The organism is Acidovorax sp. FG48 (genome assembly GCF_057809085.1).
Map to the genome: position 1 here is coordinate 1 of NZ_JBMDJH010000011.1, position 25,419 is coordinate 25,419.

The window sequence follows — 25,419 nt, forward strand, 5'->3', positions numbered from 1 at the left end:
GGGCTTCGAGCATGACGACGAATTCGTCGCCGCCAAAGCGGGCGACGGTGTCGGCCTCGCGCACGCTGCCCACCAGGCGGGCGGCGACCTGGGCCAGGAGCTGGTCGCCCATGTCGTGGCCCAGGGTGTCGTTCAAGTCCTTGAAGTTGTCGAGGTCGATGAACAGCAGGGCGCCGAGGTTGCGGGTGCGCTGGCAGGCGGCGATGGAGCGTTGCAGGCGGTCCAGGAGCAGGCGGCGGTTGGGCAGGCCCGTGAGCGCGTCGTAGAAGGCCAGGCGTTCGATTTCTTGCTCGGCCAGCTTGCGGTCGGTGATGTCCATGGTGAACCCATGCGACACCACCGAGCCATCCGCCTCGCGGTGCGGAATGGCATTGGTCATGTGCCAGCGCACGCTGCCGTCAGGCATGCGCACGCGGTACTCGCACTGCCAAGGGACCAGCTTGCGCACCGACATGATGGCCGAGCGCTGCACTTGCGGCAGGTCTTCGGGCACCACGCGGTGCATGAGCACGCCATGGTTGGCCGTGACCTCGTGCGGCTCCACCCCCATGAATTCGCGCACGGCATCGCTGATGTACTGCACGCTGGTGCCGCCGTCGGAATGCAGCCGGTATTCGTAGATGAAGCCGGGAATGCGGCTGGCAATGCGCTGGATGAACAGCAGCTGCTCACGCAACTGCTCTGCAGCGCGGTGCTCGTCTGTCACGTCCTGCACCACGCCCATGACCACCTGCACGCCGTCACGCGGCAGCGTACGTTGCACGCGCGAGCGCATCCAGCGCACCTCGCCGTCCGGTCGGCGCCAGCGGTACTCCACGTCCAGCCCGGCCCCACGCTCGCGGATCTTGTCGAACACGTGGCGGTCTTCTGGCAGGATGCCACTCACTGCGCGCTCGGGGTCCACCCATTCCTGCTGCTCAAACCCGGCAATATTGCACAGGCCGGGCGACCAGAGCAGCACGGTTTCGCCCGGGTCTTCAATGCGCCGCCAGTGGCCGGTGCGCGCCAGACTCTCCATGGTGTTGAACACATCGGTCTGTTCGCGCAGCTCGCGCCGAACTTCTTCCAGCGCGCGTTCGGACGCGGCCAGCGACACCCGCAGATTCTCAGCCTCCGAGGCATCACGCACCGTGACCACGATGCAGTCATTCGTCACGCGGCGAGCCGACAAGTCCCAGGCCAGCAACAGCCGGCCGGGCTCGCGCACCACCTGGCGGCATTCCAGCGGTGCACCCACGCGCACCACGCCGAGCAACTGGTCCATCAAGGGTGTGTTGGCCAGCAGGTCGAACACCTCGGATGCGTCCACGCCAGGGTGCCGCACCGCGCCCAGCCCCGGCATGCGCCGGGCCGCGGCGTTGGCGGCCAGCAGCAGCAGTCGGCCGTCCTGCAGACGGAACTCCATGAGTGCCACTGGCACTGCATCCACCAGCGCTTGCAGGCGCGCCTGCGCCATGGGCTCGATGAGGCCGTCCCCGGCAGGGGCGAGGAGGTCGGTCAGCAGTTCGGACGAGATCACGGTCGCTCTGAAGCCTCTGAATCCTGGGGTTGAAACACCAATGCGCAAACGGAGGATGGCTCCGTTCAGGGTCAAGCTGCCAGCATACAGCCAAGAGTATGTCAAAACGTAACATCTTGGCAGAACGCAGTGGAATTCACCAAGGGGAAACCCGATGACCGAACTGCTACAGTCCACGCCTCATTCCTGCCACCCCCTGCATGTCCGACACGCTCGAACACCACACGCCCATGATGCAGCAGTACCTCGCCCTCAAGGCCGGGTACCCCGAGACGCTTCTGTTCTACCGCATGGGCGACTTCTACGAAGTCTTCTGGCAAGACGCCGAAAAGGCCGCGCGCCTGCTCGACATCACGCTCACGCAGCGCGGCCAGTCGGGCGGGCAGCCGGTGGTGATGGCGGGCGTGCCGTTCCACGCGCTGGAGAACTACCTAGCGCGCCTCATCAAGATGGGCGAGTCGGTAGCCATTGCCGAGCAGGTGGGAGAGGTGGGCGCGAGCAAGGGGCCGGTAGAGCGCAAGGTGGTGCGCGTGGTCACGCCCGGCACGCTGACCGACACCGAGCTGCTGTCCGACAAATCCGAATCGCTGCTGATGGCCGTGCATCAGGCGCCCCGCGCGCGCTGCGGCCTGGCTTGGTTGAGCGTGACGCAGGGCCGCGTGTTCCTGGCCGAATGCGCGCTGGACGAACTGGGCGCCTGGCTGGCGCGCGTGGCGCCCAGCGAGCTGATCTACAGCGCAGGCGTGACCGAACGCTTTGAGCAGCAACTGCAGGTGCTGCGCCAAGGCGGCGCCTTCACCTGCCCGATGAGCCTGCGGCCCGACTGGCAGTTTGACAGCGCCCTGGGCGAGCGCAAGCTGCTCGAAAACCTGGGCGCGGCCAGCCTGCAGGCCTGGGGTGCGCAAGACCTGGGCGAGGCCCACGCCGCCGCCGCCGGGCTGCTGACCTATGCTGAGCACACGCAGGGCCGCACCCTCACCCACGTGCACAGCGTGCAGGTGCAGCGCAACGACGACCTCATCGACCTGCCCGCCACCACGCGCCGCAATCTGGAGTTGGTGAAGACCCTGCGTGGTGACGATGCGCCCACGCTGTTCTCGCTGCTCGACACCTGCATGACCGGCATGGGCAGCCGACTGCTCAAGACCTGGCTGCTGGAGCCGCGCCGTGACCGCGCCGAGGCACGCCAGCGCCTGTCGGCCACCACAGCCTTGCGGGGCGCGGGCGGCGCAGGTGGCGGTGCGGGCCCCTGGTCCACACTGCGCAGCGAACTCAAGGGCGTGAGCGATGTGGAGCGCATCACCGCCCGCATTGCGCTGCGCCAGGTGCGCCCGCGCGAGCTGGTCGCGCTGGGCAAGACGCTACAAAAAGCAGAGCTGCTTGCGCTCAATGGACGGGCACCAGAGCCCTTTTTGATGCAAATCTTCAGCCACCTGCAGCCGCCCGAGGGTTGCATGGCATTGCTGCAGGCCGCGATTGCCGAAGAGCCAGCTGCCCTGGTGCGCGACGGCGGCGTGATCGCCAACGGCTTCGACACCGAGCTGGACGAGCTGCGCGCCATCCAGACCAACTGCGACGCCTTTTTGCTCGACCTGGAGGTCCGCGAGAAAGCCCGCACCGGCATCCCCAACCTGCGCGTGCAGTTCAACAAGGTGCATGGCTTCTACATCGAGGTCACCAGCAGCCATGTCGAGAAGGTGCCCGATGACTATCGCCGCCGCCAGACGCTGAAAAATGCCGAGCGCTTCATCACGCCTGAGCTCAAAGCGTTTGAAGACAAGGCCCTGTCGGCCAGCGAGCGTGCACTGGCGCGCGAGAAGTGGCTGTACGAGCAGATCCTGGACCAGCTGCAGCCCCACATTCCGCAGCTGACCCGTCTGGCGCAGGCGCTGGCCACGCTCGATGTGCTGTGCGCGCTGGCCGAGCGGTCCCTCACCCTGAACTGGTGCGCGCCCCAGTTCGTGCCCGAGCCCTGCATCGAGATCGAGGGTGGTCGCCACCCCGTGGTCGAAGCCCGCCTGGCCGAGACATCGAGCGGCAGCTTCATCGCCAACCACACGCGGCTCAACGCCAACACGCGCATGCAGGTCATCACCGGCCCCAACATGGGCGGTAAATCGACCTACATGCGGCAGGTGGCGCTGATCGTGCTGCTGGCCAGCATGGGCAGCCATGTGCCCGCCGCGAGCTGCCGCCTGGGCCCCATCGACGCCATCCACACCCGCATCGGCGCGGCCGACGACCTGGCCAACGCGCAGTCCACCTTTATGCTGGAGATGACCGAGGCCGCGCAAATATTGCACGCCGCCACGCCCCACAGCCTGGTGCTGATGGACGAGATCGGCCGAGGCACCAGCACGTTCGACGGCTTGGCGCTGGCCAGCGGCATTGCCACGCACCTGCACGACAAAACCCGCGCCTTCACGCTGTTTGCCACGCACTATTTCGAGCTGACCGAACTACCTACCAAGGCGCGCCACGCGATCAACATGCATGTGAGCGCCACCGAGAGCGGCGCGGACATCGTGTTCCTGCACGAGATTCAGCCCGGCCCGGCCAGCCGCAGCTACGGGATTCAGGTGGCCAAGCTGGCGGGCATGCCATCGCCCGTGCTGCACCACGCCCGCCATGCGCTGGCGGCGCTCGAAGAACGCGCGGGCGAGGATGAATTGCAGGTGGACTTGTTCGCCGCGCCCGAGGTGCCCGAGAGCGCGGGCGCCAGCCCGGTGGAAGCCGCGCTGGCAGGCATCAACCCCGACGCGATGAGCCCCCGTGAAGCGCTGGATGCGCTGTACCAGCTCAAGAAGATGCTGGGCTGACCCAAGGACGCCCTACCGGGACAGCCACGGGGGTCGTATGAGCACTTGGTTTCACAAATCCTGCGCCACGCCCGCGAACTGCCCCAGCATAAAAGTGATGAACGGCGGCACACACTGCACGTGCCCGGCCGTAGGTACTGCGCGGCATTCAGTCAAGCTCACCAGTTCTCCAGCGCCCTTTTGCTGCATGGCACGCAGGGTGCTGACCGAACTCGCATAGGGCACGGTGCGGTCATCGCGGCCGTGGTAGAGGCGCACAGGCACGTTGGGTTTCCAATCGTGGACGCTGCTCACGTCGGCAACATAACCGGTGTCGTCCGCAAGGTACCGATCGATGAAGCGGGTGTCGTAAACCACGTCAGCATCACCAGGAATCAGGACACGCAGCAGCAGGCGCCTTACCTCGCGCTGCACACTCCCTCCCAGGTAGCGCAGAAAGCCCGGATTGATCAGCGCGCCCAGCACGGGCTGCTCTTGTCGAACCAAGTCCACCAAACCATCCATGGTGGTCTGTACGTTGTAAGGCCCTGCACCTGGCACCACCATGCGTAGCTGCTGCAGGTGGGGTGAACCGCTCTCCTGCATGGCGCGGTGCGCGGCCATCGTTACGTAGCCCCCCTCCGAATATCCGGTCAGAAAAAGCTGTCCGTTGTCAGCCACATTGGCATTGCCGCGCCAAGTGCGGGCAGCGGTCAAAAAATCCAGCGTAGCAGCGGCGGACGGCGCCGACAGCAGGTACGGATGCTGCGTGCCTTTGGAACTTCCAAACCCCACATAGTCAGGGGCCAGCACGATGTAGCCGAGCGACGCCAGCACCACGGCCACCTCGGACGCCACTGCGTTGTTGCTGGGGGCTTCGGCGTCGCGAAAAATGGTGCCGTGCTGGTAGCTCAGCAGCGGGCTTTTAGCGCCCACCGGCTTCTGTGGCACGCTGACCATGCCGGACGCGCGTACCTCCCGGCCGTCGGCATCGGTAGTCAAATAGTCCAACCGGTACGAAGTGACGGCATAGCGCGGTACCACGTTTTGTGCCAGAGACTCTTTGGCAGCGAGCGCTGCACTAATTTCCGTCACTGGAACTGTACTCAGCAATGCTGCCGACTCAAGTCGCCCGGCGCGTTCGGTCACAGGGGGGGATACGGGAGGATTAATGCCACCTCCGATGTTGTCGCTGCCACCACAGCCCACCAGTACAGCCGTCAGGACGAAGGTCGGAGCACAACGCACTCCATAGGAAATCAAGGTGTTCAACACGGTATGTCCTCTGGGAAGGAAGTAGAGCGCTGGATCATAGGCGCGACCTGTATCTGCTTCCTAAGCAGGAGGAGCCCCCACCGTCGTGCGGCGCATTGACCACGACAACCCAGTAGACGCTACGAGCGCCTCGTTCCGGTGTTTCTGAAGCCTCTGTGGTGCCTGGCCGCCTGGCGGGGCGCAAGGCCTCGGGTTCGCGGGCGACTAAACTCGCGGATTCTCTCCCTCCAACGAACCCCATTGCTCCATGACGTACTGCGTCGCCATCAAACTCAACGCCGGGCTGGTTTTCCTGTCCGATTCCCGCACCAATGCCGGCCTGGACCAGATCAGCTCGTTCCGCAAGATGATGGTCTATGAGAAGACGGGCGACCGCTTCATGGTGCTGCTGTCGGCGGGCAACCTGTCCATCTCGCAGTCGGTGCGCGAGATCCTGCAGACCGAGCAGATCAAGGACAGCGAGTCGGGCGAGGCCATCACGATCTGGAACGCCAAGAGCATGTTTGACGCCGCCCGTGTGCTGGGCGCTGCCGTGCGCCACGTGCACGAGCGCGACGGTGCCGCCCTCAAGCGCTCGGGTGTGGACTTCAACGTGTCCCTGGTGTTTGGCGGCCAGATCAAGGGCGAGGGCATGCGCCTGTTCCAGGTCTACTCGGCGGGCAACTTCATCGAGGCCACATCCGAGACCCCGTACTTCCAGGTGGGCGAATCCAAATACGGCAAGCCAGTGCTCGACCGCGTGCTCACGCCCGAAACCCCGCTGGACGAGGCCGCCAAGTGCGCGCTGGTGTCGATGGACAGCACGCTCAAATCCAACCTGTCGGTGGGCCTGCCCCTGGACTTGGTGGTGTACGAGGCCGACCGCTTTGCCACCGACAAGGTGATCTGCATCGACGAGAACAACCCCTACTTCCGTATGCTGCACGACAGCTGGGGCCAGAAGCTGCGCCAGGTGTTCGACAGCATCGAAGACCCGGCCTGGAGCGGCGGCGCGACCGAAGTGCCGATCATGGTCACCCCCTCGCGCAGCAAGCCGCTCAAGAAGATCACCAACCACACCGACCGGCTGATCTGACGCCCTCCTGCGGGCCTGCGCGCCCGCTGCATCCCGGCCGCACGCGTCTTTGCTGGTCGGCCCTGCTGCCCTGTCACCACCTCCATGCTGCCCATCGTTTTCTCGCACGCCAACAGTTTTCCGGCCAGCACCTACCGCGTGCTGTTCCAGCACCTCAAGACCCGGGGGTTTGAAGTCAGCGCAGTCGAGCGCTATGGCCACGACCCCCAATACCCGGTAACCAGCAACTGGCCCCACCTGGTGCAGCAACTGGCCGACTTTGCCGGCCCCGAGGTGCAGCGCCTCGGCCAGCGGGTGTTCCTGGTGGGCCATTCGCTGGGCGGATTCCTCAGCGTGATGGCGGCAGCGCGCCACCCCGAGCTGGTGCGCGGCGTGCTGCTGATCGACTCACCGCTCATTGGCGGCTGGAAGGCCAACGTGGTGGGCGTCGCCAAGCGGACCCAGGTGGTGGGATCGATATCGCCGGGCCGCGTCAGCCGCCAGCGCCGCTTCAGCTGGGCCAGCAATGAAGAAGCGCTGGAGCACTTCCGAAAGAAAAAGGCGTTTGCCCGCTGGCACCCCGAGGTGTTGCACGATTACATCACCCATGGCCTGCAGGACCAGGACGGCAAACGCGTGCTGGGCTTCGACCGCGCGGTGGAAACGGCCATCTACAACACACTGCCCCACAACCTGGGCCGGCTGCTGAGCAAACACCCGCTGCAGTGCCCGGCCGCCTTCATCGGCGGGCGCGACTCGGACGAGATGAAGCAGGTTGGGATGGCCATGACGCTGCGTGTGACCGAGGGCCGCACCATGATGCTGGACGGCAGCCACCTGTTCCCCATGGAGCAGCCCGTGGCCACGGCGGCCGCCATCGAGGCGGCCCTGCTCAACCTGGCCGCGCTCACCCCCCTGCAGCGCTGAGCCGCTACCGAGGACCTGTTCAAAGAGACCCCGGCCAGGGTCGCCGGGTGCTGCTTACCACCAAATTCAGACGTTGGGGGGCAAATAAGCAGCCGCCAGAGCCCCTGGATCAGGGGAAACAGGGGACACACACCAGGCACCAATCCCCTACACTGGCGCAATTGTTACAGCGTGATACACCCGACATGTCTGCACCGCCCTCGACGGCCGGGCGCTTACCCGCGCTCAGCTTTGCGCTTCTTGCCGCTTTTGTCATCGCCACAGCCTCTCGCACCCACAACGACACCACCATCGCCATCGTCATCGCCTCGGTGCTGATGTTCGCCTGCTGCTGGGCCAGCGCCGCCCACCTGCTGGGCGCCCGCGCAGCGCTGCAGTTTGTGTTGATTGCGGTCAGCCTGGGGTGGTTTGCGGAACAGATGGGCTCCAGCCGGGGATGGTTTTTCGGGCACTACACCTACACCGACGTGCTGGGCCCCCGCTTGCTGGATGTGCCACTGGTGATTCCGATGATGTGGTTTGCGCTGACGTACGCGGGCTATGTGATCAGCAACCTCATCGTCTGGCAATCGGCGGTGGACGGCGCACCCGGCCTGGGCAATGCCGCCATGCTGTCATTTCTGGCGGCCATGATCGTGACTGCGTTCGACCTGGGCGCAGACCCCTACTTTGTGTACACCCTCAAGGCGTGGATCATGGCCAAGACCGATGGCGCCTGGTTTGGAGAAACCGTGCAGGGCTTTTTCGGCTGGGTGTTTGTGGCTTTTGTGATCGTCTTCGGCTTTCGCATGTCGGTGCGCCAGCGCCCGCTGCAGCCCGCCAGCCCTTTTCTGCGGCGCCACGCGATGGTGCCGCTGGCCATCTACGCGGCAGGCATGGTGTTTCAGATGATTCTGGGCAACCCGGTGGAGATCCGGACCATCGCCGCTTTCGCCATGGGGATTCCGCTGCTGTGCGCGCTGGCGGGCTTCCAACGCTGGCGCGCTCCGGGTAAGGTCGCCCCATGACCGGAACCCACCCCAGCCCCCACCTGCCAGCCGCTGACCTGGCTCCCATGCAGCACCACGCCGATCCGCTGGCCGACGAAACCATCGCCAAGATCCTGGGGCCGTGGCCCCCCGGCGACGTGGCCGCCGACGCCCCGCAGTGGGCACACATCAATACGGTCAACCTGCTGTTCAGCCAGTGGGCCGACAACGCCACGTTGACCCATTGGCAAGCAACAGAAGGCCCGGTGCAGGTGGGAGAAGGTGACAAGACCGCCAAAGGCTATGTGACTGCCGAGATGGCCGAGGCGCTGAACCACTACGTGCAAGCGGCGCAGGTGCTCCCCCCCTGGGCTGACGCCCGCAAGATCGAGCGCGCCGAAAAACTCTTCATGGACCACGGGGCGCTGTCGTGCATCCTGCTGTTCTGCGCCAGCCTGCCCGAGTGTTATGTGGTGCCGGACCTGTCGAGCGTGCTGCACACCACCGGCCAGCTGGAGCAGAACACGGAATACCGCATCCGCTCCACCGCCGCCATGATCTTCCCGGTGATGCTGCATGGCGGCCTCAGCCAACGCGGCGCCGGCGTGGCCCAGGTGCTCAAGGTGCGGCTGATCCACGCGACGGTGCGCAATCTCATCCTGCACGGCAGCCCCGAACATGCCATGGCGCAATGGCAGGCGGGTGGAGACGGCCTGGTCGTGCCTGGCGTCGCCCCCGCTGGCGGCGGTCGGTCCATGATGTACCAGACGCTCTATGCACGCGGCTGGAACCTCGCCGCCAAAGGCCTCCCTTGCAACCAGGAGGAGCTGGCCTACACGCTGCTGACCTTCGGCTACGTGTTCCTGCGCAGCCTGCGCCGACTGGGTCTCGGGCTGCCCGCCCACGACGAGGAGGCCTACCTGCATGCCTGGAATGTGGTGGGCCACGTGCTGGGCATTGACCGCTCCCTGATGGTGGAGACCATGGCCCAGGGCGATGCGCTGATGGCGCTCATGCAGGCGCGCGGCCGCGCCGAGCCGGTCACCCCCGACCCGCGCCCGGCGTTGGGCCTGGCACTGATGCAGACCATGGCCAACGCGCTGCCCTGGCGCATCGTCAAACCCTTCCCGCAGCTCATGACCCGCTACCTGTGCGGGCGCGAGACCGCCGAGGACCTGGGGCTGAACCAGCCTGTACCCTGGCAGTCGGCCCTGCTGTTCTGGGGTGTGCTCCTGCTGGCACGTTTGATCGATACCGTGGTCGGCATGCTGCTGCCGCGTTTTTCGATCGTGCGCATGCTGACCCGGGCCCTGGGTTACCACTTCATGAGTCGGGTGCTGATGAGCCAGACGCGCCCACTGCAACTGCCCACCGAGCTGCTCAACCAGGTGGACACCGTGGTGCACAGCTGGAGCGACGACCCCAACGCACCCGGATGGCTCAACCGCATCGAGGACCGGCTGACCACCTCCGGCAGCTGGAGTCGCGGCCTCGCCAGCAAGGCCCAGTCAACACAAGCAGGTGCAGCAGGCCAGGCACCTCAAGCCACCACGCCATAGCGCCTAGCCCATGCCTCCCGCGCTGCGCAACCTCCCGATGCTGGCCCGCCTGTGGCGTGCGGGTTGCGGCGTGGCGAGCCTGGTGCTGTGCCTGCTGGTGCTCACCGCATTACCCGGGCAAGTGCGGGCAGGCGAGCCCTTGGTGCTCACACACGACAGGCCGGAGGTGGACGCCTGGGAAGCCGTCACTCTCCGGGCCGACCCCACCTACCAGCTCTCGGTCGAAGACATGTTGAACCGCCTGGGCGAATTCAAACCGCCGGCGCGCCCTGGCAACTCGCTGGGCGTGCACAAGACGGCCATGTGGCTGCACATTCCCATTGTTGCGCGCGAGGCGCAGCGCACGTCCTGGGTTGTCAACCTCGGCTACAGCTCGCTGAGGGCCGACCTGTATCTGGCCCAGGGAGGCAAGGTGCTTCAGCAGGCCCGCGCACGCCAATCCGATCCAGCGCAGCTGGCAGGCCGAACGCCCGCCATGGCCTTCGACCTGCAGCCCGGACAACCGTACGACCTGCTGGTACGCGTGCAGGCCACAGGCCCACTGATTCTGCCCATCACGGTCAGCGAAATGCCCATTCACCTGCGCCACGCCTTGGGTGAGCAGATCCTTCAAGGGCTCCTCAACGGACTGGCTTTTTGCCTGCTTGCGTACAGCCTGATCCAGTGGGTCACGCAGCGGGATCGCATGTTCGGCTTTTATGCACTGGTCGTGCTGGGCAGTGCGGGCTTCTCGCTGCAGTTCTTTGGTATTGGCCCGCAGTATCTGTGGCCCAACAACCCGTGGATGGACCGGTACTCCGGCCCAGCGGCCGGGCTGATGGCGCTGACCGGGTCGTTCCTTTTTCTTGGCCACACTCTGGGTGGAGACAACCCCAACAGCCGGTACGCGCGCACCATGCGCGTGGGTGCAGGCATCACGGCAGCGGTCTGCATTGCCTTGGTGCTGGGCTGGTTGACTGTGCCGTTTGCGATTGCGTTCATGAGTCTGGCGGGCGCACTGCCCTCGTTCATCAGCCTTCCAGCAGCTCTGGCGCGCGTGCGGCAGAAAGACCCCATTGGCGCCACCTTGCTGGTGGCCTGGATCGCCTTTGGTATCGCTGCCGGTGTGATGGTGTGCTTGGTGCAGGGCTGGGTATCTGCAAACTTCTGGACACTGCACTCGTTCCAGATCGGTGCCACCCTGGACATGCTGCTGTTCTTCCGCGTGCTGGGCCTGCGCGCCCGGGCGGTCCAGGCCCAAGCCCAGCAGGCTATACGCGAGCGCGATCTGATGCAGTCACTGGCCAACACCGATCCGCTCACCGGCCTGAGCAACCGGCGTGGCCTCCAGCACGCATTGCACGCCGCGCTGGCCCACTGCTCACCCCAGCGGCTGGTTGCGGTCTACCTGATGGATCTGGATGGATTCAAGCCGATCAACGACGCGCACGGCCATGATGTGGGGGACGACCTGCTGGTGGCCGTGGGCCACCGCCTCCAGGCCAATGTGCGGCACCAGACAGACCTGGTCGCACGGCTGGGCGGGGACGAGTTCATCATCATGGCCCGCGACCTGGCCACGCCCGAGCAGGCCGAGGACTTGGGCCGTTCGCTGCTGCGGGCCTTTGAGCATCCGCTCACGCTGAGCCATTTGCGCATCCAGGTGGGCCTGACCATCGGGTACGCGCTCGCACCGCTGGACAGCGACGATCCGCAGGGCCTTCTGCGGTACGCAGATGCCGCGATGTACGCAGGCAAACAACGCGGCAAGCACTCGGTGCAGCGCATCCGCGCCACGGCAGCACTGACATGACGACGATGCATCGCAACGCCCTGCCCACTGGTCGGCCCACTGGTCGGCCCACACTCCCACGCCCTCTGGTGTTGCTGCTGTTACTGGCACTCTGGCAGGTGCTAGCCCTGCCCGCCACCGCGCGGGCCTCAGAGCCCTCCCCGCTCGTGCTGCCCGCCGATTCCCGCCCGGTCAACGTCTGGTCGGTAGCCACCCTACTGGCCGACCCTTCACAGCAATGGGGTGTGCAGGACGCGCTGGCACGTCTGCCCGATTTCGCAGAGCCCCCCAGCCGGGGCGGCAGCCTGGGTGTGCGCAAGGAGGCCATCTGGCTGCGCGTGCCGCTGATGTCGCGCGTGGCGTCGGGCAATGAATGGATCGTGAACATCGACTTTGCGGTGCTCAATGAAGTCGACATCTACCTCACCAAGCAAGGCCAGCTGATTCAGCACGCGGCGCTGGGCAATTTGCGGCCTTACTCCGAGCGCCCGCTGCGCGGCCGCACCCCGGCGATGACGCTGGACCTGGCGGCGGACACGCCCTATGAGCTGCTGATCCGCGTACAGACTTCGGGCGCAATGATCCTGCCCATCACCCTGAGCAAGGCACCTTATCTGGTGCACCGGTCTCTGCGCGAGCAGATGTTCCAGGGCGTGCTGGCCGGGCTGGCCCTGTGCCTGGTGGTCTACAGCTTTACCCAATGGGCCAGCCAGCGCGAAAAGCTGTTCCTCTACTACTGCATGCTGGTGGTGGGCAGTGCCGGTTTCTCGCTGCAGTTCTTCGGTGTGGGGACCCAATTCCTGTGGAGCGACCAGCTCTGGATCGAGGTACACGCCGCAGGGGCGACAGGGCTGCTGGCCATTGCGGGCTCGTTCCTCTTCATGGGCCATGCGCTCATGGGCCACATGCCCCACAGCCAGTTCCTGCGGGTGATGCAGGCAGGCGCAGTGCTAAGCCTGGTGCTGCTCGCGGCCTTCCTGGTCGATCTGATCAACACCCGGACCACCACCGCCATCATCAGCGTGCTGGGGCCCCTGCCCTCGCTCATCAGCCTGCCTATTGCCGTAGCACGTGCACGCCGGGGGGACTCCGTCAGCACCACGTTGCTCGCAGCCTGGATCGCGTACTTCACGGCAGCCGTGACCATGGTGTGTCTGGTGCAAGGCCTGCTGCCAGTCAACTTCTGGACGCTGCACTCCTTCCAGCTCGGGGCGGCTGCCGACATGCTGCTGTTCCTGCGGGTACTCGGCCAGCGCTCTGCCGCCTTGCGCCACGCGGCAGCCGAGGCGCTGCGCGAGCGCGACACCATGCGATCACTCGCCTACACCGACTCGCTGACAGGACTGTGCAACCGGCGCGGTATGCAGATGGCGCTGCAGTCGGCGCTGGCACAGGCCAAATCCCAACGCATGGTGGCCCTCTACCTGATGGACCTGGATGGGTTCAAACCGGTTAACGACACGTATGGCCACGATGTAGGCGATGACCTGCTGGTGGCCGTGGGCCACCGGCTGCAGGCCAATGTACGGCAGCACACCGACCTGGTAGCGCGCCTGGGCGGCGACGAATTCATCGTCATGGCACGAGAGCTGGCAACGCCTGAGCAAGCCCATGAATTGGGGCGTGCCTTGCTGCATGCGTTTGAACAGCCATTCCGGCTGGGCCACCTGTCCATTCAGGTGGGCCTCACCATCGGCTACGCACTCGCACCGCTGGACAGCGACGATGCACAGCATCTGGTCCGACTGGCGGATGCAGCCATGTATGCAGGCAAGGAGAACGGCAAGCACTGCATACGCCGCAATCCTGGCGAACTGGCGCTGAGCCCATGACCTGCACGCGTTTGGTTGGCTTCAACATGTACTGCAAGGCTCTTAAGAGCTGGTGGCGCACGGCGTGCCTGATCGTAGCGCTTTGCCTGCTGCAGGGATCATTCCCGACCCATGCACGGGCTACCGCCCTTGAACTGCGGGATGACCTGCTCTCCATCGAGGCCTGGCCTGCAGTCACCGTGCTGCCAGACCCCTCCGGCACCTTGCTCGTGAATGATGTCCTTGCGGAATTGGCCCGCTTTCAAACCCCACCAGGCACCAGCGGCACCCTGGGCGTACGGGCGGAACCGGTGTGGGTGCGCATCCCGGTCACCGTGCCGGTGGCATCCAATGGCCTGTGGGTGCTGGATATCGACTATCCCGTGCTGCAGCGCATCGAGGTGTACCTGGCGACAGACGGTCACGTCACCCAGCAGGCCACGCTGGGCAGCCTGCAGCCCTACACCCAGCGCCCGCTGCGCAGCCGCACGCACGCCCTGCCGCTGACCATGCTGCCAGGGCACGCCTACGACCTGCTGCTGCGTGTGGAAACCCGGGGCGCCATGGTGTTGCCCATCACCCTGAACAAACCCACCACCTGGCACAGCAAGGCCCTGAACGAGCAGATGCTGCAAGGCATTCTCACCGGGCTGGCGCTGTGCCTGCTGATCTACAGCCTGGCGCAGTGGCTCAACCTGCGCGACGTGCTGTTCATCCAGTACGCACTGCTCATCACGGGCAGCCTGCTGTTTTCGCTGCACCTGTTTGGTCTGGGCACCCAATACCTGTGGCGCGACATGCCCTGGGTGGAGCTGCATGCCGCCAGCCTGGCCGCGCTCACGGCCACCTGCGGCTCCTTTCTATTCATCAGCCAGGCCCTGGCCGGTGACCGGCCCCGCAGCCGGCTGCTGCGCAGCATGCGGGGCGGCGCCGTGCTGTGCGTGGTGCTGGCCGCACTTTATGCCCTGGACCTGCTCAGCACCCGGGCAGTGACGGGCATCGTCAGCATCCTGGGGCTGGTGCCTGCGCTCATGGGCATCCCAGGGGCTGTGCGACGCGCACGGCTGGGAGACCCGGTCGGATCCACACTGCTGCTGGCCTGGCTGGTGTACTTTCTGGCGACTGCCACGGTCATCGGCGTGATACAGGGCAAGGTGCCGGTGAACTTCTGGACCTTGCACTCCTTCCAGTTTGGCGCCACGCTGGACATGCTGCTGTTCATGCGCGTGCTGGGCCTGCGCACCAAAGCCCTGCGGCTGGAGGCGCTGGACGCCAACCGCGAGCGTGACGTGATGCGCTCCCTCGCCCACACCGATCCGCTCACCGGCCTGCCCAACCGGCGCGGGCTCAACATAGCACTTGCATCCGCACTCTCGCGGTGCAGCTCTGAAAAAATGCTCGCGGTGTACATGATGGATCTGGACGGATTCAAACCCGTCAACGACCAGCATGGCCACGACGTGGGCGACGAACTGCTCGTGGCCGTGACACGGCGCCTGCAGGGCCATGTGCGCCAGAGCGACCTGGTGGCGCGCCTCGGCGGGGACGAGTTCGTGGTGATGGCCGGACAGTTGCAGAGCCTGCAACAGGCACAGGAGCTGGGGCACAAGCTGCTGGACGCATTCCGTTCGCCGTTTTCGCTGAACAACGTGCAGGTGGAGATCGGTCTGACCATTGGGTACGCCATCGCACCACACGACAGCACTGACGCGATTGGCCTGCTCAAGCTGGCCGACGCCGCCATGTACAGCGGCAAACAGGGCGGCAAGTTCTGCCTGCGGCGCAACACGGGCGACCTTGCACTGTCCTCCGCCTGACAGCCCCGCCCTGCGGGCACGGATGCAGGCCGACAACATGCGCCTGCCATTTCCCTCTGGTCAAAGCGATCCGGCTCCGGTACACCCGGGGCTTCGCAACTTCCTGAAGGATCGCTCGCCATGGCCCATCGCAAAAGTTCGGCCCGACTCGCCAAAGACGCACGCGTCGCGCACTTTTTATCTTTGGCGGCAAAACAGCCGGCGTTGAACGCCGCGCAGGCCAGCGCACCCGTACTCACCTGGGAGGCGGTGGCCGCACTGGAGGCGCGGATCGTCGGGCGCATCGTGCTGCCCTCCAGCCCCGACTACAACGCTGCGCGGCAGGAGTCGAACCCGGCCTTCCAGTCGTACCCGGAGATCATCGTCTTTTGCGCCTGCGAAAACGATGTGCTGGAGTGCCTGGCCGTGGCCCGCACCTACGGCGTGTGGGTGGCTGTGCGCTGCGGCGGCCACAGCACGGCCGGCTACTCGGTCAACAGCGGCATGGTGGTGGACCTGAGCGACTTGCAAGGCGTGGTGCTGGACCCTGCGCGCGAACGCGTGCACGTGCTGCCCGGCACCGACTTCGACCACTTCAACGGCGCCATGAACCACACGGGCTGGCACGTGCCCACGGGCGCCTGTGGCAGTGTGTGCGTGGGGGGCTTTGTGCAAGGCGGCGGGTACGGCTACACCTCGCGCGCGTTCGGCATCCAGAGCGATCTGGTGGACTCCTTCCGTGTGGCGCTGGCCAACGGCACCATCGTCACCGCCAGCGCGCAGGAGCACCCCGACCTCTACTGGGCCCTGCGCGGCGGCACAGGCGGCAACTTTGGCGTGGTGCTGCAGGTGACCTACCGCATGCAGCGGCTGGACCAGGTGTGGGCCTGGGCCATCAGCTGGGACGCCGTGCACGCGGCCCAGGTACTCACGCTGCTGCAGGCTGGCTACATGAAGACCGGTGCGCCCGACGCCTTGGGCTACATGATGAACCTCGGCTTCCAGAACGGTGTGCCCGTGTACATGGTGCAAGGCATGTTCTGCGGCAGCCGCGAGGAAGGGCTGGCAGCCATTGCACCGCTGATGGCCATCCCCAGCGCGCAGCTGCTGGTGGACAAGACCGGCACCTACCCCGACATGAACGTGTGGCTGGAAGACCACCCCTACACCCTGCCCGACAACCTGCCGGACGGGATCGCCGAAACCAAGGCCAGCGGATACATCAATACCCGGCTCTCGCCCACCGACTGGCAGCGCATCATCGACTACTTCAAGACTTCGCCCAACCCCTGGTCACTGGCGTATCTGGAGCCCTACGGGGGCGCCATCAACCGCTACCCGGTGGGCGACAGCGCTTTTGTGCATCGCAATGTGGACGCTGACCTGGTGGTGGATGTGTTCTGGCGCAATCCGGCGGAGCGCGCCCAGATGGAAGCCTGGCTCGACGGCTTCATGCAGCTGGTGCGGCCCTTCCTGAACGGCCACGTGTACCAGAACTACCCGGATGCGCGGCTGACCGACTTTGCCTCGGCCTACTGGGGCCCCGCCTACCCGCAGCTTCAGCGGGTCAAGGCGGTCTACGACCCTGGCAACTTCTTCCACTTCCAGCAAAGCATTCGGCTGCCGTAACGCGCCAATGCGGTGATGCGGTGAGGTGATACACCTGCCCCGTGGGGCACGGTAAGAAGCCCGGTAGATCAGGCCGTCTGCGCGTAATGCAGGCGGCCCTTGCCTGCCCGCTTGGCTGCGTACATGGCCTGGTCGGCGCGGTTCATCAGCGCGTCGATGTCTCCCTCCAGCGGGGGGTACACCGCCACACCAATGCTGGCGCCAATGCGCAGCTCGCGTCCGTCCACCGTCATGCCCTGCTGCAGGGCGTCGATGATGCGGTGGCCGATGGTATCGGTGACCTCACGCGTCACCTCGCGGTCCAGCATCACCAGAAACTCGTCGCCCCCGAGCCGCGCCATGGTGTCGCCCGCACGCACCGTGCTGGCAATGCGCTGGGCCACGATGCGCAGCACCTCATCGCCCGCGCGGTGGCCTTCGGCGTCGTTCACGTGCTTGAACCCGTCGAGGTCAATGAACAACAGCGCCACCGACCCGTCGGTGTGCCGCGCATGCAGCAGCGACTGCTCCAGCCGCCCCTGGAAAGCGGCCCGGTTGAGCAACCCGGTCAGCGAGTCGTGGTTGGCCAGGTAGTGCTGCTGCCGCGCGATCTGGATCTTGGCGGACACATCCTGCACCAGCGCCATGATCGACGTCACCTGGCCGTCCGCGTCGGTCAGGGCGGAATTGAACCACTCGCAGTGCACCTCGGTGCCATCACTGCGCACAAAACAGGTCTCGGCCCGGTTTTGCGACTCCTGGCCGGACTGCAGCCGCTGCAGCGCCTGCTGCAGGCTGTCGTCCATCGATGCGGGGGCCAGCAGGTCCGTCAGCAGCCGCCCCTCTAACCCCGCCACATGCAGCCAGCCCAGCAGTTGGACCGCACGCTGCGAGCAATGCAGCAGCTGCAGCTGGTGATCCATCTCCACCACGGCCAGGGGGCTGTTCTCCATGTGGGACGACAGGCGCTGGTTGGCAGCGCGCAGCGCATTCATGGTGACCTGAAGCTCGTGCACGTCCAGCGCCGTGGTGATGAAACCGTCGATCGCGCCTTGCGGGTTGTGCCAGGGCGTCAGGCAGATGGTGCGCCACTCGTCAAAGCCATAAGGCGTTCGCAGCATGCGCTGGTACTGCACCCGCTCGCCGCTGAGTACGCGGTTCACAAACGGCATGAACCGGGCGCAGTCCTGCTCGCCATAGACCTCCACCAGTGTCTTGCCGACCAGCTCCTCCGGCACCGTGCCGAACCAGCGCGCGTATTCGTCGTTCACATAGATCATCGACAGGCTGCGGTCGATCACAGCCATGGTGGCGCCTGCGCTGCGGGTGATCACATCAAGCAGGTCCGCCTTGGACCACACCTTTTGGCGGGCGGTCTCCGGGTGCGTGGACAACTCGGGCGCTTCTGGCGTCATGCGGCAATACCCCAGTGGGGGAGAGGATCAGCGAAGGGGCAGCTTCACACACCACGACAGGGTGATGGCACGGGGTGCGGCCGCCTGGGCGTAACTGTCTGTGAGCGGCAGCTTAGCACTTTCGCCAGGCACAACCGCTCCCGTTGAACCCTTGCCACAGCGGATGCGCCTAGCGGCAGCACCGGTAAGCCAGCCCCACGGAGACCGAATAGCCCACCGGCTGCACGGTCAACGGGCTGCGGCGCGCGTCGCCCTGCAGCTGGGACACTCGGGCCGCGCCCAGCACCACCCAGTGCCGGTTGAGAGCCGTCATCACCTCCACCCCGGCATCCACGCTGTACAGCCCGCCGCGTGGCTCGAACGCAGGCAAGGGGCTGCTGCCACCGGCCGGCACCCCAAAATGCCCCCGCACGTAGGTGCGGTCCCCAAAGCTCGCGCCCGCCCCGAAGCTGACCTTGGTCTGCTCCGTCACGGGCCAGGTGTAGCCAATGCTGGTGGACCACTGCGCGCCACCGTCGCGGCCCAGGATATCTTGCGAGACCCCGGCGCCCACGGCCCAGCGGTCGGTGATGGCATAGCCTGCGCTGATCCGCGCCCGCAGGGTGGACCGCACTGACGGTAGACCCACCAGAATGGGCGCATCCGACCCATCGCGGCCCTTGTCGATCCGCAAGGCTGCGCTCAGGCTGAAGCGGTCGCTCTGCGCCAGCGTGGCGCTGGCGCCGGACTCGCGGGGCCCCAGGCCATGGCCCATGAAGGCGCTGCCGCGCGAGGTGCTCAGGCGAAACCGGCCGTACTCGATGGCCCAGGCGGGACGCAGGCTGTTCTTGCGGCCGTCGCCACCGGCATAGTCGGGGCTGCTGCCCACGATGGCGCCAATCGCGTAGTTGAATTTGGGCGCAACGGCCTGCTGGCTCTCTGCCTTGTCGGACACAGCGGTGTCCGTGCCGGGAGTCTCCGGCAAGCCCTGGGCGCCCACCCAGGGGCTGACACACAAGCCCGCGAGCGCTATCGCCCGCAAGGAAATCAAGGAAGCGGAGACCCGACCGGTAGTGAAACGCATGGCCCGATTATCAGTCGGCCCACTGCACCCAGCCCGTCCATGCCGTGGCCAAAACGATAATGCCGAACACGATGCGGTAGTAGGCAAACGGCACAAAGCTGTGGGTACTGATGTAGCGCAATAACCAGCGCACACACAGCCAGGCGCTGAGGAAGGAGAACACCAGCCCGGTGGCGAACAGTGGAATATCGGCCGCCGACAGCAGCGCGCGCTCCTTGTACAGGCTGTACACCCCGGCCCCGATCAGGGTGGGAATGGCCAGAAAGAACGAAAAATCGGTGGCCGCCTGGCGCGACAGGCCCAGCAGCATGCCCCCGATGATGGTGGCCCCGCTGCGGCTGGTGCCCGGAATCATGGCTAGGCACTGCACCAGGCCGACCTTGATGGCATCCAGCGGCGTCATGGCGTCCACGCTGTGGATGCGGGTGGCCGAGGGCGGTCGCCGCTCGGCCCAAAGGATGATGAAGCCGCCGATGATGAAAGTGCTGGCCACCACCACGGGCGTGAACAGGTGCGCCTTGATGGCCTTGCCAAACAGCAGCCCCAGCACCACGGCGGGGACGAAGGCGATGAACACGTTGAGCGCAAACCGCTGCGCCTGGCGCTCGGTGGGCAGGGCCACCAGCGTGGAGCGGATCTTGGCCCAGTACACCAGGATCACCGCAAAAATGGCGCCCGTCTGGATGGCAATGTCAAACACCTTGGCCTTGGCATCGTCAAACCCCAGCAGTGACCCGGCCAGGATCAGGTGCCCAGTGGAAGAGATGGGCAAAAACTCCGTCAACCCCTCGACGATCCCCATGATGGCGGCCTTGACCAGTAATACAACGTCCACGCGCACTCCTTGCAAATAGGTGCGGGATTATCCGCCGGGCGGGCTGGCGCAACGGGCGGCGGGGCCCTTCTGTCACCTGTGCGGGCCGCTTTCAGCGCAAAAACGGCCCGCAACTCACGCCACGCCCGTGCATTTCACGGCCCGAAGGCTGCATTTCGTCGCAAGGCACTGGCTGCCTCTGGGGGCTCCCGGCACAGTCCACCCCATCGAACCCGCCAGGAGCCCCCGCCATGCAAATCACACCCGTCATCGCCATCCACATGGCCGCCGCCCTGGCGGCCGTTGCCATCGGCCCCATTGCCCTCTGGGCCCGCCAAGGCGCCACGCAGCGCCCCCGTATTCACCGCGCGGCCGGCTACGCCTGGGTGACCCTGATGGTCGCCACAGCCGTATCGGCCCTCTTCATTTCCGGCGGCGGCGGGCCCCGCCTGGGCAGCTTTGGGCTCATTCACCTGCTGATCCCGGTGACGCTGGGGATGCTGGTCATGGCCTTTGTCTATCTGGCCCGCCGCAACGTCGTGGGCCACCGCAAGATGATGCAGCGCACCTACATCGGCGCCTGCGTGGTCGCCGGGGTGTTCACGTTGCTGCCAGGGCGTTTTCTGGGCCACACGGTCTGGTCCGCACTCGGACTGATCTGACCCCCCTCCCCTCCCTTCATTGTTTACAGGACGACCACCATGCTGCTCAACCTTCTTGTCCAACAACCCCAGATGCTGGGTCGCATCATCGAAAACACGCCCTACTGGGTCTGGGCCCTGCTGGCCGGTCTGCTCTGGCTGGGCGGCAGCCAGCTGCTGGCCCGCAACGTGAGCCTGGTGCGGGCCATGGTCATGCCGGTGGCTATGACCGGTCTGTCGGTGTACGGCATCGTCTCGGCCTTTGGCGCCGCAGGCCAGGCCCTGCTGCCGGTGGTCGCCTGGCTGGCTGCAGCCGTGCTGATTGCCGGCGTGGCGCTGTGGCTGCAACCTGCGGCGCCCCAGGGCACGCTGTACGAAAGCAAGTCACGTTGCTTCTACATTCCAGGCAGCGCCATGCCGCTGGCCCTGATCCTGGGCATCTTCCTCACCAAATACCTCGTGGGGGTGGAACTGGCCCTGCAACCCGCGCTGGCCCGTGACAGCGGCTTTGCGCTGCAGATTGCTGCGCTGTATGGCGTGTTTAACGGCCTGTTTGCGGCCCGCGCACTGCGGCTGTGGAAGCTGGTGCAACGCAGCGCCCCCCTGGCCACATCGCCGGCCACCGCCTGAGCCCCCCATAACCATCCCTCTGCACAGGAGCATCCCATGCGCAACCACACACTCACGACCGACCCCATCGAACGCCTGGCCCGCCGCCGCGCTGGGGCCAAAATGGGCTGGTACATCCATGCCAGCGTGTACCTGCTCGTCAACCTGCTGCTGGTCGCACTGTCGGTGGGCAGCGGGCGGCACTGGGCGGTGTTCCCGGCCCTGGGCTGGGGCATCGGCCTGGCCATCCATGGCGTGGTGGTGTTCGTTCTTGCGGGTGGCAGCGACCTGCACGAGCGCATGGTGCAGGCGGAACGCGACCGACTGGCTGCTGCGCAAAACCCCCGCTGATCGGCTGATGATGACTCCTCCCGACAAAAACACGGCCATGACAAAAACCTGGATGGCCTGGTGCCTGGCCTTGCTGGCCGCAGCCGTCATCACAGCCAGCCCCGCCCATGCAGGCGTGGGTCTCGCAGAGTTGCCAGGGCAACAGGGGGACGGGCCCGTCACGGTGTTCTATCCGGCACAAGAGGCCGACCAGCCCGTGCAGCGCGGCCCCTTTGCGCTGCAGCTGGCCTGGCAGGGCACACCCGTGGCGGGTAACGGCCGTCTGGTGGTGGTGTCGCACGGCTCTGGCGGCAGCCCCTGGGTGCACACCGATCTGGCCCGTGCGCTGGTGCAGGCCGGGTTTGTGGTGGCCCTGCCCGAGCATGCGGGCGACAACTACAAAGACCACTCCACCCCCGGCCCGGAGAGCTGGAAGCGCCGCCCCGCCGAGGTCTCCCGCGCAGTGGATGCCGTCGCACAGGATGCGCGCCTGGCGCCGCTGCTGGCGCTGGACAAGGTGGGCGTGTTCGGTGGTTCGGCCGGGGGCCACACCGCCCTGGTGTTTGCCGGGGGGCAATGGTCTCCCGCCCGCTTCAAGCAGCACTGCGAGGCCCATCTGGCGGAGGATTTTTCGTCCTGCGTCGGCTTCACCACCCGCCTGCACGGCAACTGGCTAGACGGCATCAAAAAGGCCGTGGCCATCACCATCATCCGCCACCGCTTTGGCGACGAGACGCTGTATGCACACACCGACCCGCGCGTGGCGGCCACGGTGGCCGTGGTGCCGTTTGCGGCCGACTTCGACATGGACAGCCTGGCCACCCCCCGCATCGCGCTGGGGCTCATCACCGCGGGCAAGGACGTCAACCAGATTCCACGCTTTCACAGCAGCGCCGTGCTGGCCGCGTGCCAGGACCGCTGCACCCACCTTGCCGACCTGCAGGACGGCAGCCACGGCATCATGCTGTCGCCCATGCCGCCCCTGGACCGCATGAACGACCTGACCCGTGAGCTGCTGGGCGACCCGCCCGGCTTTGACCGCAGCGTGCTGCCGCGGGTGGATGCAAGCACCGTGGCATTCTTTGCCAAGCACCTGCAGCCGCTCAAGCCGGTCTCACTCACGCCACGCCCATGACAGCACCCGTGCGGACGCGTTGCTGCGCCCATTGAGCCGCCTAGAATGCAAAGCTCCATGCCCATGACACCCGAAGACCTCGACCAACTCGCCCGCCGCCGCGCCAACGCCAAGCTGGGCTGGTACCTGCATGCGATGGCCTTCGTGCTGGTCAACGCCCTCATCTTTGCCATGTCGCGCTATGCGTTTGGCACACGCCCGTGGTCGGTGTACCCGCTGCTGGGCTGGGGGCTGGGGCTGGTGCTGCATGGGGTGTCGGTGTTTTTGCTGGGCACTGGCAGCGGCCTGCGCGAGCGCATGGTGCAGCGCGAGCGCGAGGCCCTGCAGCGCCGCCAAGACCGGCCATGAAGCTGCACCGCGAGTTCAACGGGGTCAGCAAGCTGCGGCACTACCTGCAGGTGGTGGCCTTCACCCTGGTGGTGGCCACCATCCAGTGCACGTTCATGCCCGACAAGCCCTACGGGCCGCCGGTGGTGTATTCGGTGCTGATCGGCACCTTCACATGGGCGATCATCGACCTGGGGCGGGAGCTGATACCGTCCGCCGCCGAAACCGGCTGGCCGCACGGCTGGCAGGGCATTGCGCTGGTTCTGGTAGGCATCGTCGTGGGCTACCTGGCCGGCACCTTGCTGGCGGACACGCTGTGCGTGCACTACTTTCACTTCTACCCGGCGGGCTCCTTGATCTCGGGCGCTGACCAGCGCACGTCCATCCTCATCACGGCCATTGCGGGGCTGGTGGGCACGTTCTACTTCTACGCGGTCAACAAGTCGGCGTACCTGGAAGGCAAGATGGCCGAAGCGCGCATGCACGCCAGCGAGTCGCGCCTGAAGCTGCTGGAGACACAGCTGGAACCCCACATGCTGTTCAACACTCTGGCCAACCTGCGCGTGCTCATCGGCACCGACCCGGCCCGGGCGCAGCACATGCTGGACCGCATGATTGCCTACCTACGCGCCACGCTCAGCGCATCGCGCAGCACCCAGCACCCGCTGGCGCTAGAGTTTGAGCGCCTGCGCGACTACCTGGAGCTGATGGCCGTGCGCATGGGACCGCGCCTGGCCTACACCCTGGACCTGCCCGAGGCCCTGCGCGATGTGCCGGTGCCGCCCCTGCTGCTGCAGCCGCTGGTGGAGAACGCCATCCGCCACGGGCTGGAGCCCCAGGTGGAAGGCGGCCACATCACCGTGCGCGCCACCACCCAGGAGAGCCCCCACGGCCCGTTGCTGGTCATCGAGGTGCAAGACACCGGCGCAGGCCTGCCCGCCACACTGCCCGCCCCGGGCCCCGGCCAGAGCTTTGGCCTGGCCCAGGTGCGCGAACGCCTGGCCACGCTGCACGGTTCCGCAGGCGCTCTTGAATTGATAGCTGTTCAGCCAAACGGTACTAGCGCTACCGTCACTTTTCCCTTGAAATCTGCCGCCACACCATGACAGAGCCCGTCCCGCGCGCCCTGATTGCCGAAGACGAACCATTGCTGGCCGCCGCCCTGCAGCAGGACCTGGCCCGCGCGTGGCCGGAGCTGCAGGTGGTGGCCGTGGTGGGCGACGGCCGCTCGGCCGTGCGGCATGCGCTGGCCTTGCGGCCAGACGTGCTGTTCTTCGACATCCGCATGCCCGGCCAGAGCGGCATCGAGGCGGCTGCCGAGCTGGCCGACGCATGGCCGGATGACCAGCCCTTTCCAGCATTGGTGTTTGCTACGGCCTACGACCAGTACGCCGTGCAGGCGTTTGAAGCCCAGGCGGTGGACTACCTGCTCAAGCCCATCCAGGCCGACCGGCTGGCACGCACCGTGGCCAAGGTACAGGGCCTGCTGGCGCAGCGCGCTTCAGCCGTTGCGACCACCGGCGCACCGCCCGCAGCACCATCGGCGGCGTTGCCCACGCCCGAACTTGAAGCCACCATGGCCCAGTTGCGCGCGCTGCTGGGCGCACCCGGCGTGGGCACTGCGCCCGCCGCCGCGCCTGCTGCTGCGGCCACGCGGCTGAGCGTGATCCAGGCCAGCCACGGCACGCAGATCCACATGGTGCCGGTGGCAGAGGTGGTGTATTTCGAGGCGGCCGACAAGTACGTGCGCGTGCTCACCGCCGAGCGTGAATACCTGATCCGCACCGCGCTCAAGGAGCTGATCGAGCAGCTTGATCCACAGGAGTTCTGGCAGGTGCACCGCAGCACGCTGGTACGCGCTACGGCCATTGCCACCGTCACGCGCGACGAGGCGGGCAAGCAGCACCTGAGCCTGCGCGGGCGGCCCGAGCGGCTGCCGGTGAGCCGCCTCTACGCGCACCTGTTCAAGGCCATGTAGCTGCGCCCCGCAGTTCAAGCG

21 protein-coding genes are annotated in these 25,419 nt (G+C 66.2%); 16 read left to right on the plus strand and 5 right to left on the minus strand.

Annotated features, from left to right (window positions below; genetic code table 11):
- Positions 1-1,519: diguanylate cyclase (locus ACODSU_RS15925; protein WP_488843097.1), on the minus strand; the 1,519-nt coding region annotated here is incomplete at its 3' end.
- Between the two features lie 200 nt (positions 1,520-1,719).
- Here ACODSU_RS15925 and mutS point away from each other — a divergent pair.
- Positions 1,720-4,338, plus strand: a complete 2,619-nt coding sequence (gene mutS, locus ACODSU_RS15930; RefSeq protein WP_488843099.1) for a DNA mismatch repair protein MutS — start codon at positions 1,720-1,722, stop codon at positions 4,336-4,338.
- Positions 4,339-4,389: 51 nt separating this feature from the next.
- Here mutS and ACODSU_RS15935 read toward each other — a convergent pair whose 3' ends face one another.
- Positions 4,390-5,589 (minus strand): alpha/beta hydrolase family protein, encoded by a 1,200-nt coding sequence (locus tag ACODSU_RS15935; protein WP_488843101.1) that lies wholly within the window; start codon positions 5,587-5,589, stop codon positions 4,390-4,392.
- Positions 5,590-5,839: 250 nt separating this feature from the next.
- Here ACODSU_RS15935 and ACODSU_RS15940 point away from each other — a divergent pair, with 250 nt between their 5' ends.
- From ACODSU_RS15940 to ACODSU_RS15975, 8 genes are all read left to right on the plus strand, one after another.
- Complete coding sequence (locus tag ACODSU_RS15940; protein ID WP_015015191.1) at positions 5,840-6,667, plus strand: proteasome-type protease; 828 nt, start codon at positions 5,840-5,842, stop codon at positions 6,665-6,667.
- 84 nt (positions 6,668-6,751) lie between these two features.
- Positions 6,752-7,573 (plus strand): alpha/beta hydrolase, encoded by an 822-nt coding sequence (locus ACODSU_RS15945; RefSeq protein WP_015015192.1) that lies wholly within the window; start codon positions 6,752-6,754, stop codon positions 7,571-7,573.
- Between the two features lie 185 nt (positions 7,574-7,758).
- On the plus strand, positions 7,759-8,580 hold the full coding sequence (locus ACODSU_RS15950; protein ID WP_488843104.1) for a carotenoid biosynthesis protein: 822 nt from the start codon (positions 7,759-7,761) through the stop codon (positions 8,578-8,580).
- Positions 8,577-10,100: an oxygenase MpaB family protein gene (locus tag ACODSU_RS15955; RefSeq protein ID WP_488843106.1), complete on the plus strand. Its 1,524-nt coding sequence runs from the start codon at positions 8,577-8,579 to the stop codon at positions 10,098-10,100. Before ACODSU_RS15950 ends, ACODSU_RS15955 begins: the two co-directional genes overlap by 4 nt.
- Positions 10,101-10,110: 10 nt before the next feature.
- Positions 10,111-11,892: a diguanylate cyclase domain-containing protein gene (locus tag ACODSU_RS15960; protein ID WP_488843108.1), complete on the plus strand. Its 1,782-nt coding sequence runs from the start codon at positions 10,111-10,113 to the stop codon at positions 11,890-11,892.
- A gap of 5 nt (positions 11,893-11,897) precedes the next feature.
- Entirely contained in the window at positions 11,898-13,703 is a 1,806-nt protein-coding gene (locus tag ACODSU_RS15965) for a diguanylate cyclase domain-containing protein (RefSeq protein WP_488843348.1), read from the plus strand.
- Positions 13,700-15,499 (plus strand): diguanylate cyclase domain-containing protein, encoded by a 1,800-nt coding sequence (locus ACODSU_RS15970; protein WP_488843110.1) that lies wholly within the window; start codon positions 13,700-13,702, stop codon positions 15,497-15,499. Before ACODSU_RS15965 ends, ACODSU_RS15970 begins: the two co-directional genes overlap by 4 nt.
- Before the next feature lie 120 nt (positions 15,500-15,619).
- Positions 15,620-17,107 (plus strand): FAD-binding oxidoreductase, encoded by a 1,488-nt coding sequence (locus ACODSU_RS15975; RefSeq protein ID WP_488843112.1) that lies wholly within the window; start codon positions 15,620-15,622, stop codon positions 17,105-17,107.
- Positions 17,108-17,175: 68 nt separating this feature from the next.
- Here the strand turns inward: ACODSU_RS15975 and ACODSU_RS15980 are convergent, their stop codons facing one another.
- The 3 genes from ACODSU_RS15980 to ACODSU_RS15990 all read right to left on the minus strand — a co-directional run bounded on the left by ACODSU_RS15980 (position 17,176) and on the right by ACODSU_RS15990 (position 20,399).
- A complete protein-coding gene (locus tag ACODSU_RS15980) occupies positions 17,176-18,501 on the minus strand; it encodes a diguanylate cyclase domain-containing protein (protein WP_488843113.1) in 1,326 nt (441 codons plus the stop codon).
- A 169-nt stretch (positions 18,502-18,670) separates the two neighbouring features.
- A complete protein-coding gene (locus ACODSU_RS15985) occupies positions 18,671-19,564 on the minus strand; it encodes a MipA/OmpV family protein (RefSeq protein ID WP_488843115.1) in 894 nt (297 codons plus the stop codon).
- A gap of 10 nt (positions 19,565-19,574) precedes the next feature.
- Positions 19,575-20,399, minus strand: coding sequence for an undecaprenyl-diphosphate phosphatase (locus tag ACODSU_RS15990; RefSeq protein WP_488843117.1), 825 nt, complete (start codon positions 20,397-20,399; stop codon positions 19,575-19,577).
- 230 nt (positions 20,400-20,629) lie between these two features.
- On the opposite strand from ACODSU_RS15990, the gene ACODSU_RS15995 reads away from it, so the two are divergent.
- From ACODSU_RS15995 to ACODSU_RS16025, 7 genes are read left to right on the plus strand one after another with little or no spacing between them, the layout of a single operon-like run.
- Entirely contained in the window at positions 20,630-21,040 is a 411-nt protein-coding gene (locus ACODSU_RS15995) for a DUF2306 domain-containing protein (RefSeq protein WP_015015202.1), read from the plus strand.
- Positions 21,041-21,079: 39 nt separating this feature from the next.
- Positions 21,080-21,649 carry a DUF6622 family protein gene (locus ACODSU_RS16000; protein ID WP_291446584.1) on the plus strand — a complete coding sequence of 190 codons (570 nt, stop codon included), beginning with the start codon at positions 21,080-21,082 and terminating at the stop codon, positions 21,647-21,649.
- Positions 21,650-21,685: 36 nt separating this feature from the next.
- Complete coding sequence (locus tag ACODSU_RS16005; protein ID WP_291446585.1) at positions 21,686-21,979, plus strand: 2TM domain-containing protein; 294 nt, start codon at positions 21,686-21,688, stop codon at positions 21,977-21,979.
- A gap of 37 nt (positions 21,980-22,016) precedes the next feature.
- Entirely contained in the window at positions 22,017-23,093 is a 1,077-nt protein-coding gene (locus tag ACODSU_RS16010; protein ID WP_488843120.1) for an alpha/beta hydrolase family protein, read from the plus strand.
- A gap of 57 nt (positions 23,094-23,150) precedes the next feature.
- Positions 23,151-23,441: a 2TM domain-containing protein gene (locus ACODSU_RS16015; protein ID WP_488843122.1), complete on the plus strand. Its 291-nt coding sequence runs from the start codon at positions 23,151-23,153 to the stop codon at positions 23,439-23,441.
- Positions 23,438-24,526: a sensor histidine kinase gene (locus ACODSU_RS16020; RefSeq protein WP_488843124.1), complete on the plus strand. Its 1,089-nt coding sequence runs from the start codon at positions 23,438-23,440 to the stop codon at positions 24,524-24,526. Before ACODSU_RS16015 ends, ACODSU_RS16020 begins: the two co-directional genes overlap by 4 nt.
- Positions 24,523-25,398, plus strand: a complete 876-nt coding sequence (locus ACODSU_RS16025) for a LytR/AlgR family response regulator transcription factor (protein WP_488843126.1) — start codon at positions 24,523-24,525, stop codon at positions 25,396-25,398. The genes ACODSU_RS16020 and ACODSU_RS16025 overlap by 4 nt, the downstream gene beginning before the upstream one ends.
- Positions 25,399-25,419 lie beyond the last annotated feature (21 nt).

Coding starts and splice junctions, on each gene's coding strand:
- ACODSU_RS15975 (WP_488843112.1), top strand. CDS start 15,620: ATGGCCCATCGCAAAAGTTCGGCCCGACTCGCCAAAGACGCACGCGTC.
- mutS (WP_488843099.1), top strand. CDS start 1,720: ATGTCCGACACGCTCGAACACCACACGCCCATGATGCAGCAGTACCTC.
- ACODSU_RS15985 (WP_488843115.1), bottom strand. CDS start 19,564: ATGCGTTTCACTACCGGTCGGGTCTCCGCTTCCTTGATTTCCTTGCGG.
- ACODSU_RS15965 (WP_488843348.1), top strand. CDS start 11,898: ATGCATCGCAACGCCCTGCCCACTGGTCGGCCCACTGGTCGGCCCACA.
- ACODSU_RS15950 (WP_488843104.1), top strand. CDS start 7,759: ATGTCTGCACCGCCCTCGACGGCCGGGCGCTTACCCGCGCTCAGCTTT.
- ACODSU_RS15940 (WP_015015191.1), top strand. CDS start 5,840: ATGACGTACTGCGTCGCCATCAAACTCAACGCCGGGCTGGTTTTCCTG.
- ACODSU_RS15970 (WP_488843110.1), top strand. CDS start 13,700: ATGACCTGCACGCGTTTGGTTGGCTTCAACATGTACTGCAAGGCTCTT.
- ACODSU_RS15945 (WP_015015192.1), top strand. CDS start 6,752: ATGCTGCCCATCGTTTTCTCGCACGCCAACAGTTTTCCGGCCAGCACC.
- ACODSU_RS15995 (WP_015015202.1), top strand. CDS start 20,630: ATGCAAATCACACCCGTCATCGCCATCCACATGGCCGCCGCCCTGGCG.
- ACODSU_RS16005 (WP_291446585.1), top strand. CDS start 21,686: ATGCGCAACCACACACTCACGACCGACCCCATCGAACGCCTGGCCCGC.
- ACODSU_RS16020 (WP_488843124.1), top strand. CDS start 23,438: ATGAAGCTGCACCGCGAGTTCAACGGGGTCAGCAAGCTGCGGCACTAC.
- ACODSU_RS15960 (WP_488843108.1), top strand. CDS start 10,111: ATGCCTCCCGCGCTGCGCAACCTCCCGATGCTGGCCCGCCTGTGGCGT.
- ACODSU_RS15955 (WP_488843106.1), top strand. CDS start 8,577: ATGACCGGAACCCACCCCAGCCCCCACCTGCCAGCCGCTGACCTGGCT.
- ACODSU_RS16010 (WP_488843120.1), top strand. CDS start 22,017: ATGACAAAAACCTGGATGGCCTGGTGCCTGGCCTTGCTGGCCGCAGCC.
- ACODSU_RS16025 (WP_488843126.1), top strand. CDS start 24,523: ATGACAGAGCCCGTCCCGCGCGCCCTGATTGCCGAAGACGAACCATTG.
- ACODSU_RS16015 (WP_488843122.1), top strand. CDS start 23,151: ATGCCCATGACACCCGAAGACCTCGACCAACTCGCCCGCCGCCGCGCC.
- ACODSU_RS16000 (WP_291446584.1), top strand. CDS start 21,080: ATGCTGCTCAACCTTCTTGTCCAACAACCCCAGATGCTGGGTCGCATC.
- ACODSU_RS15980 (WP_488843113.1), bottom strand. CDS start 18,501: ATGACGCCAGAAGCGCCCGAGTTGTCCACGCACCCGGAGACCGCCCGC.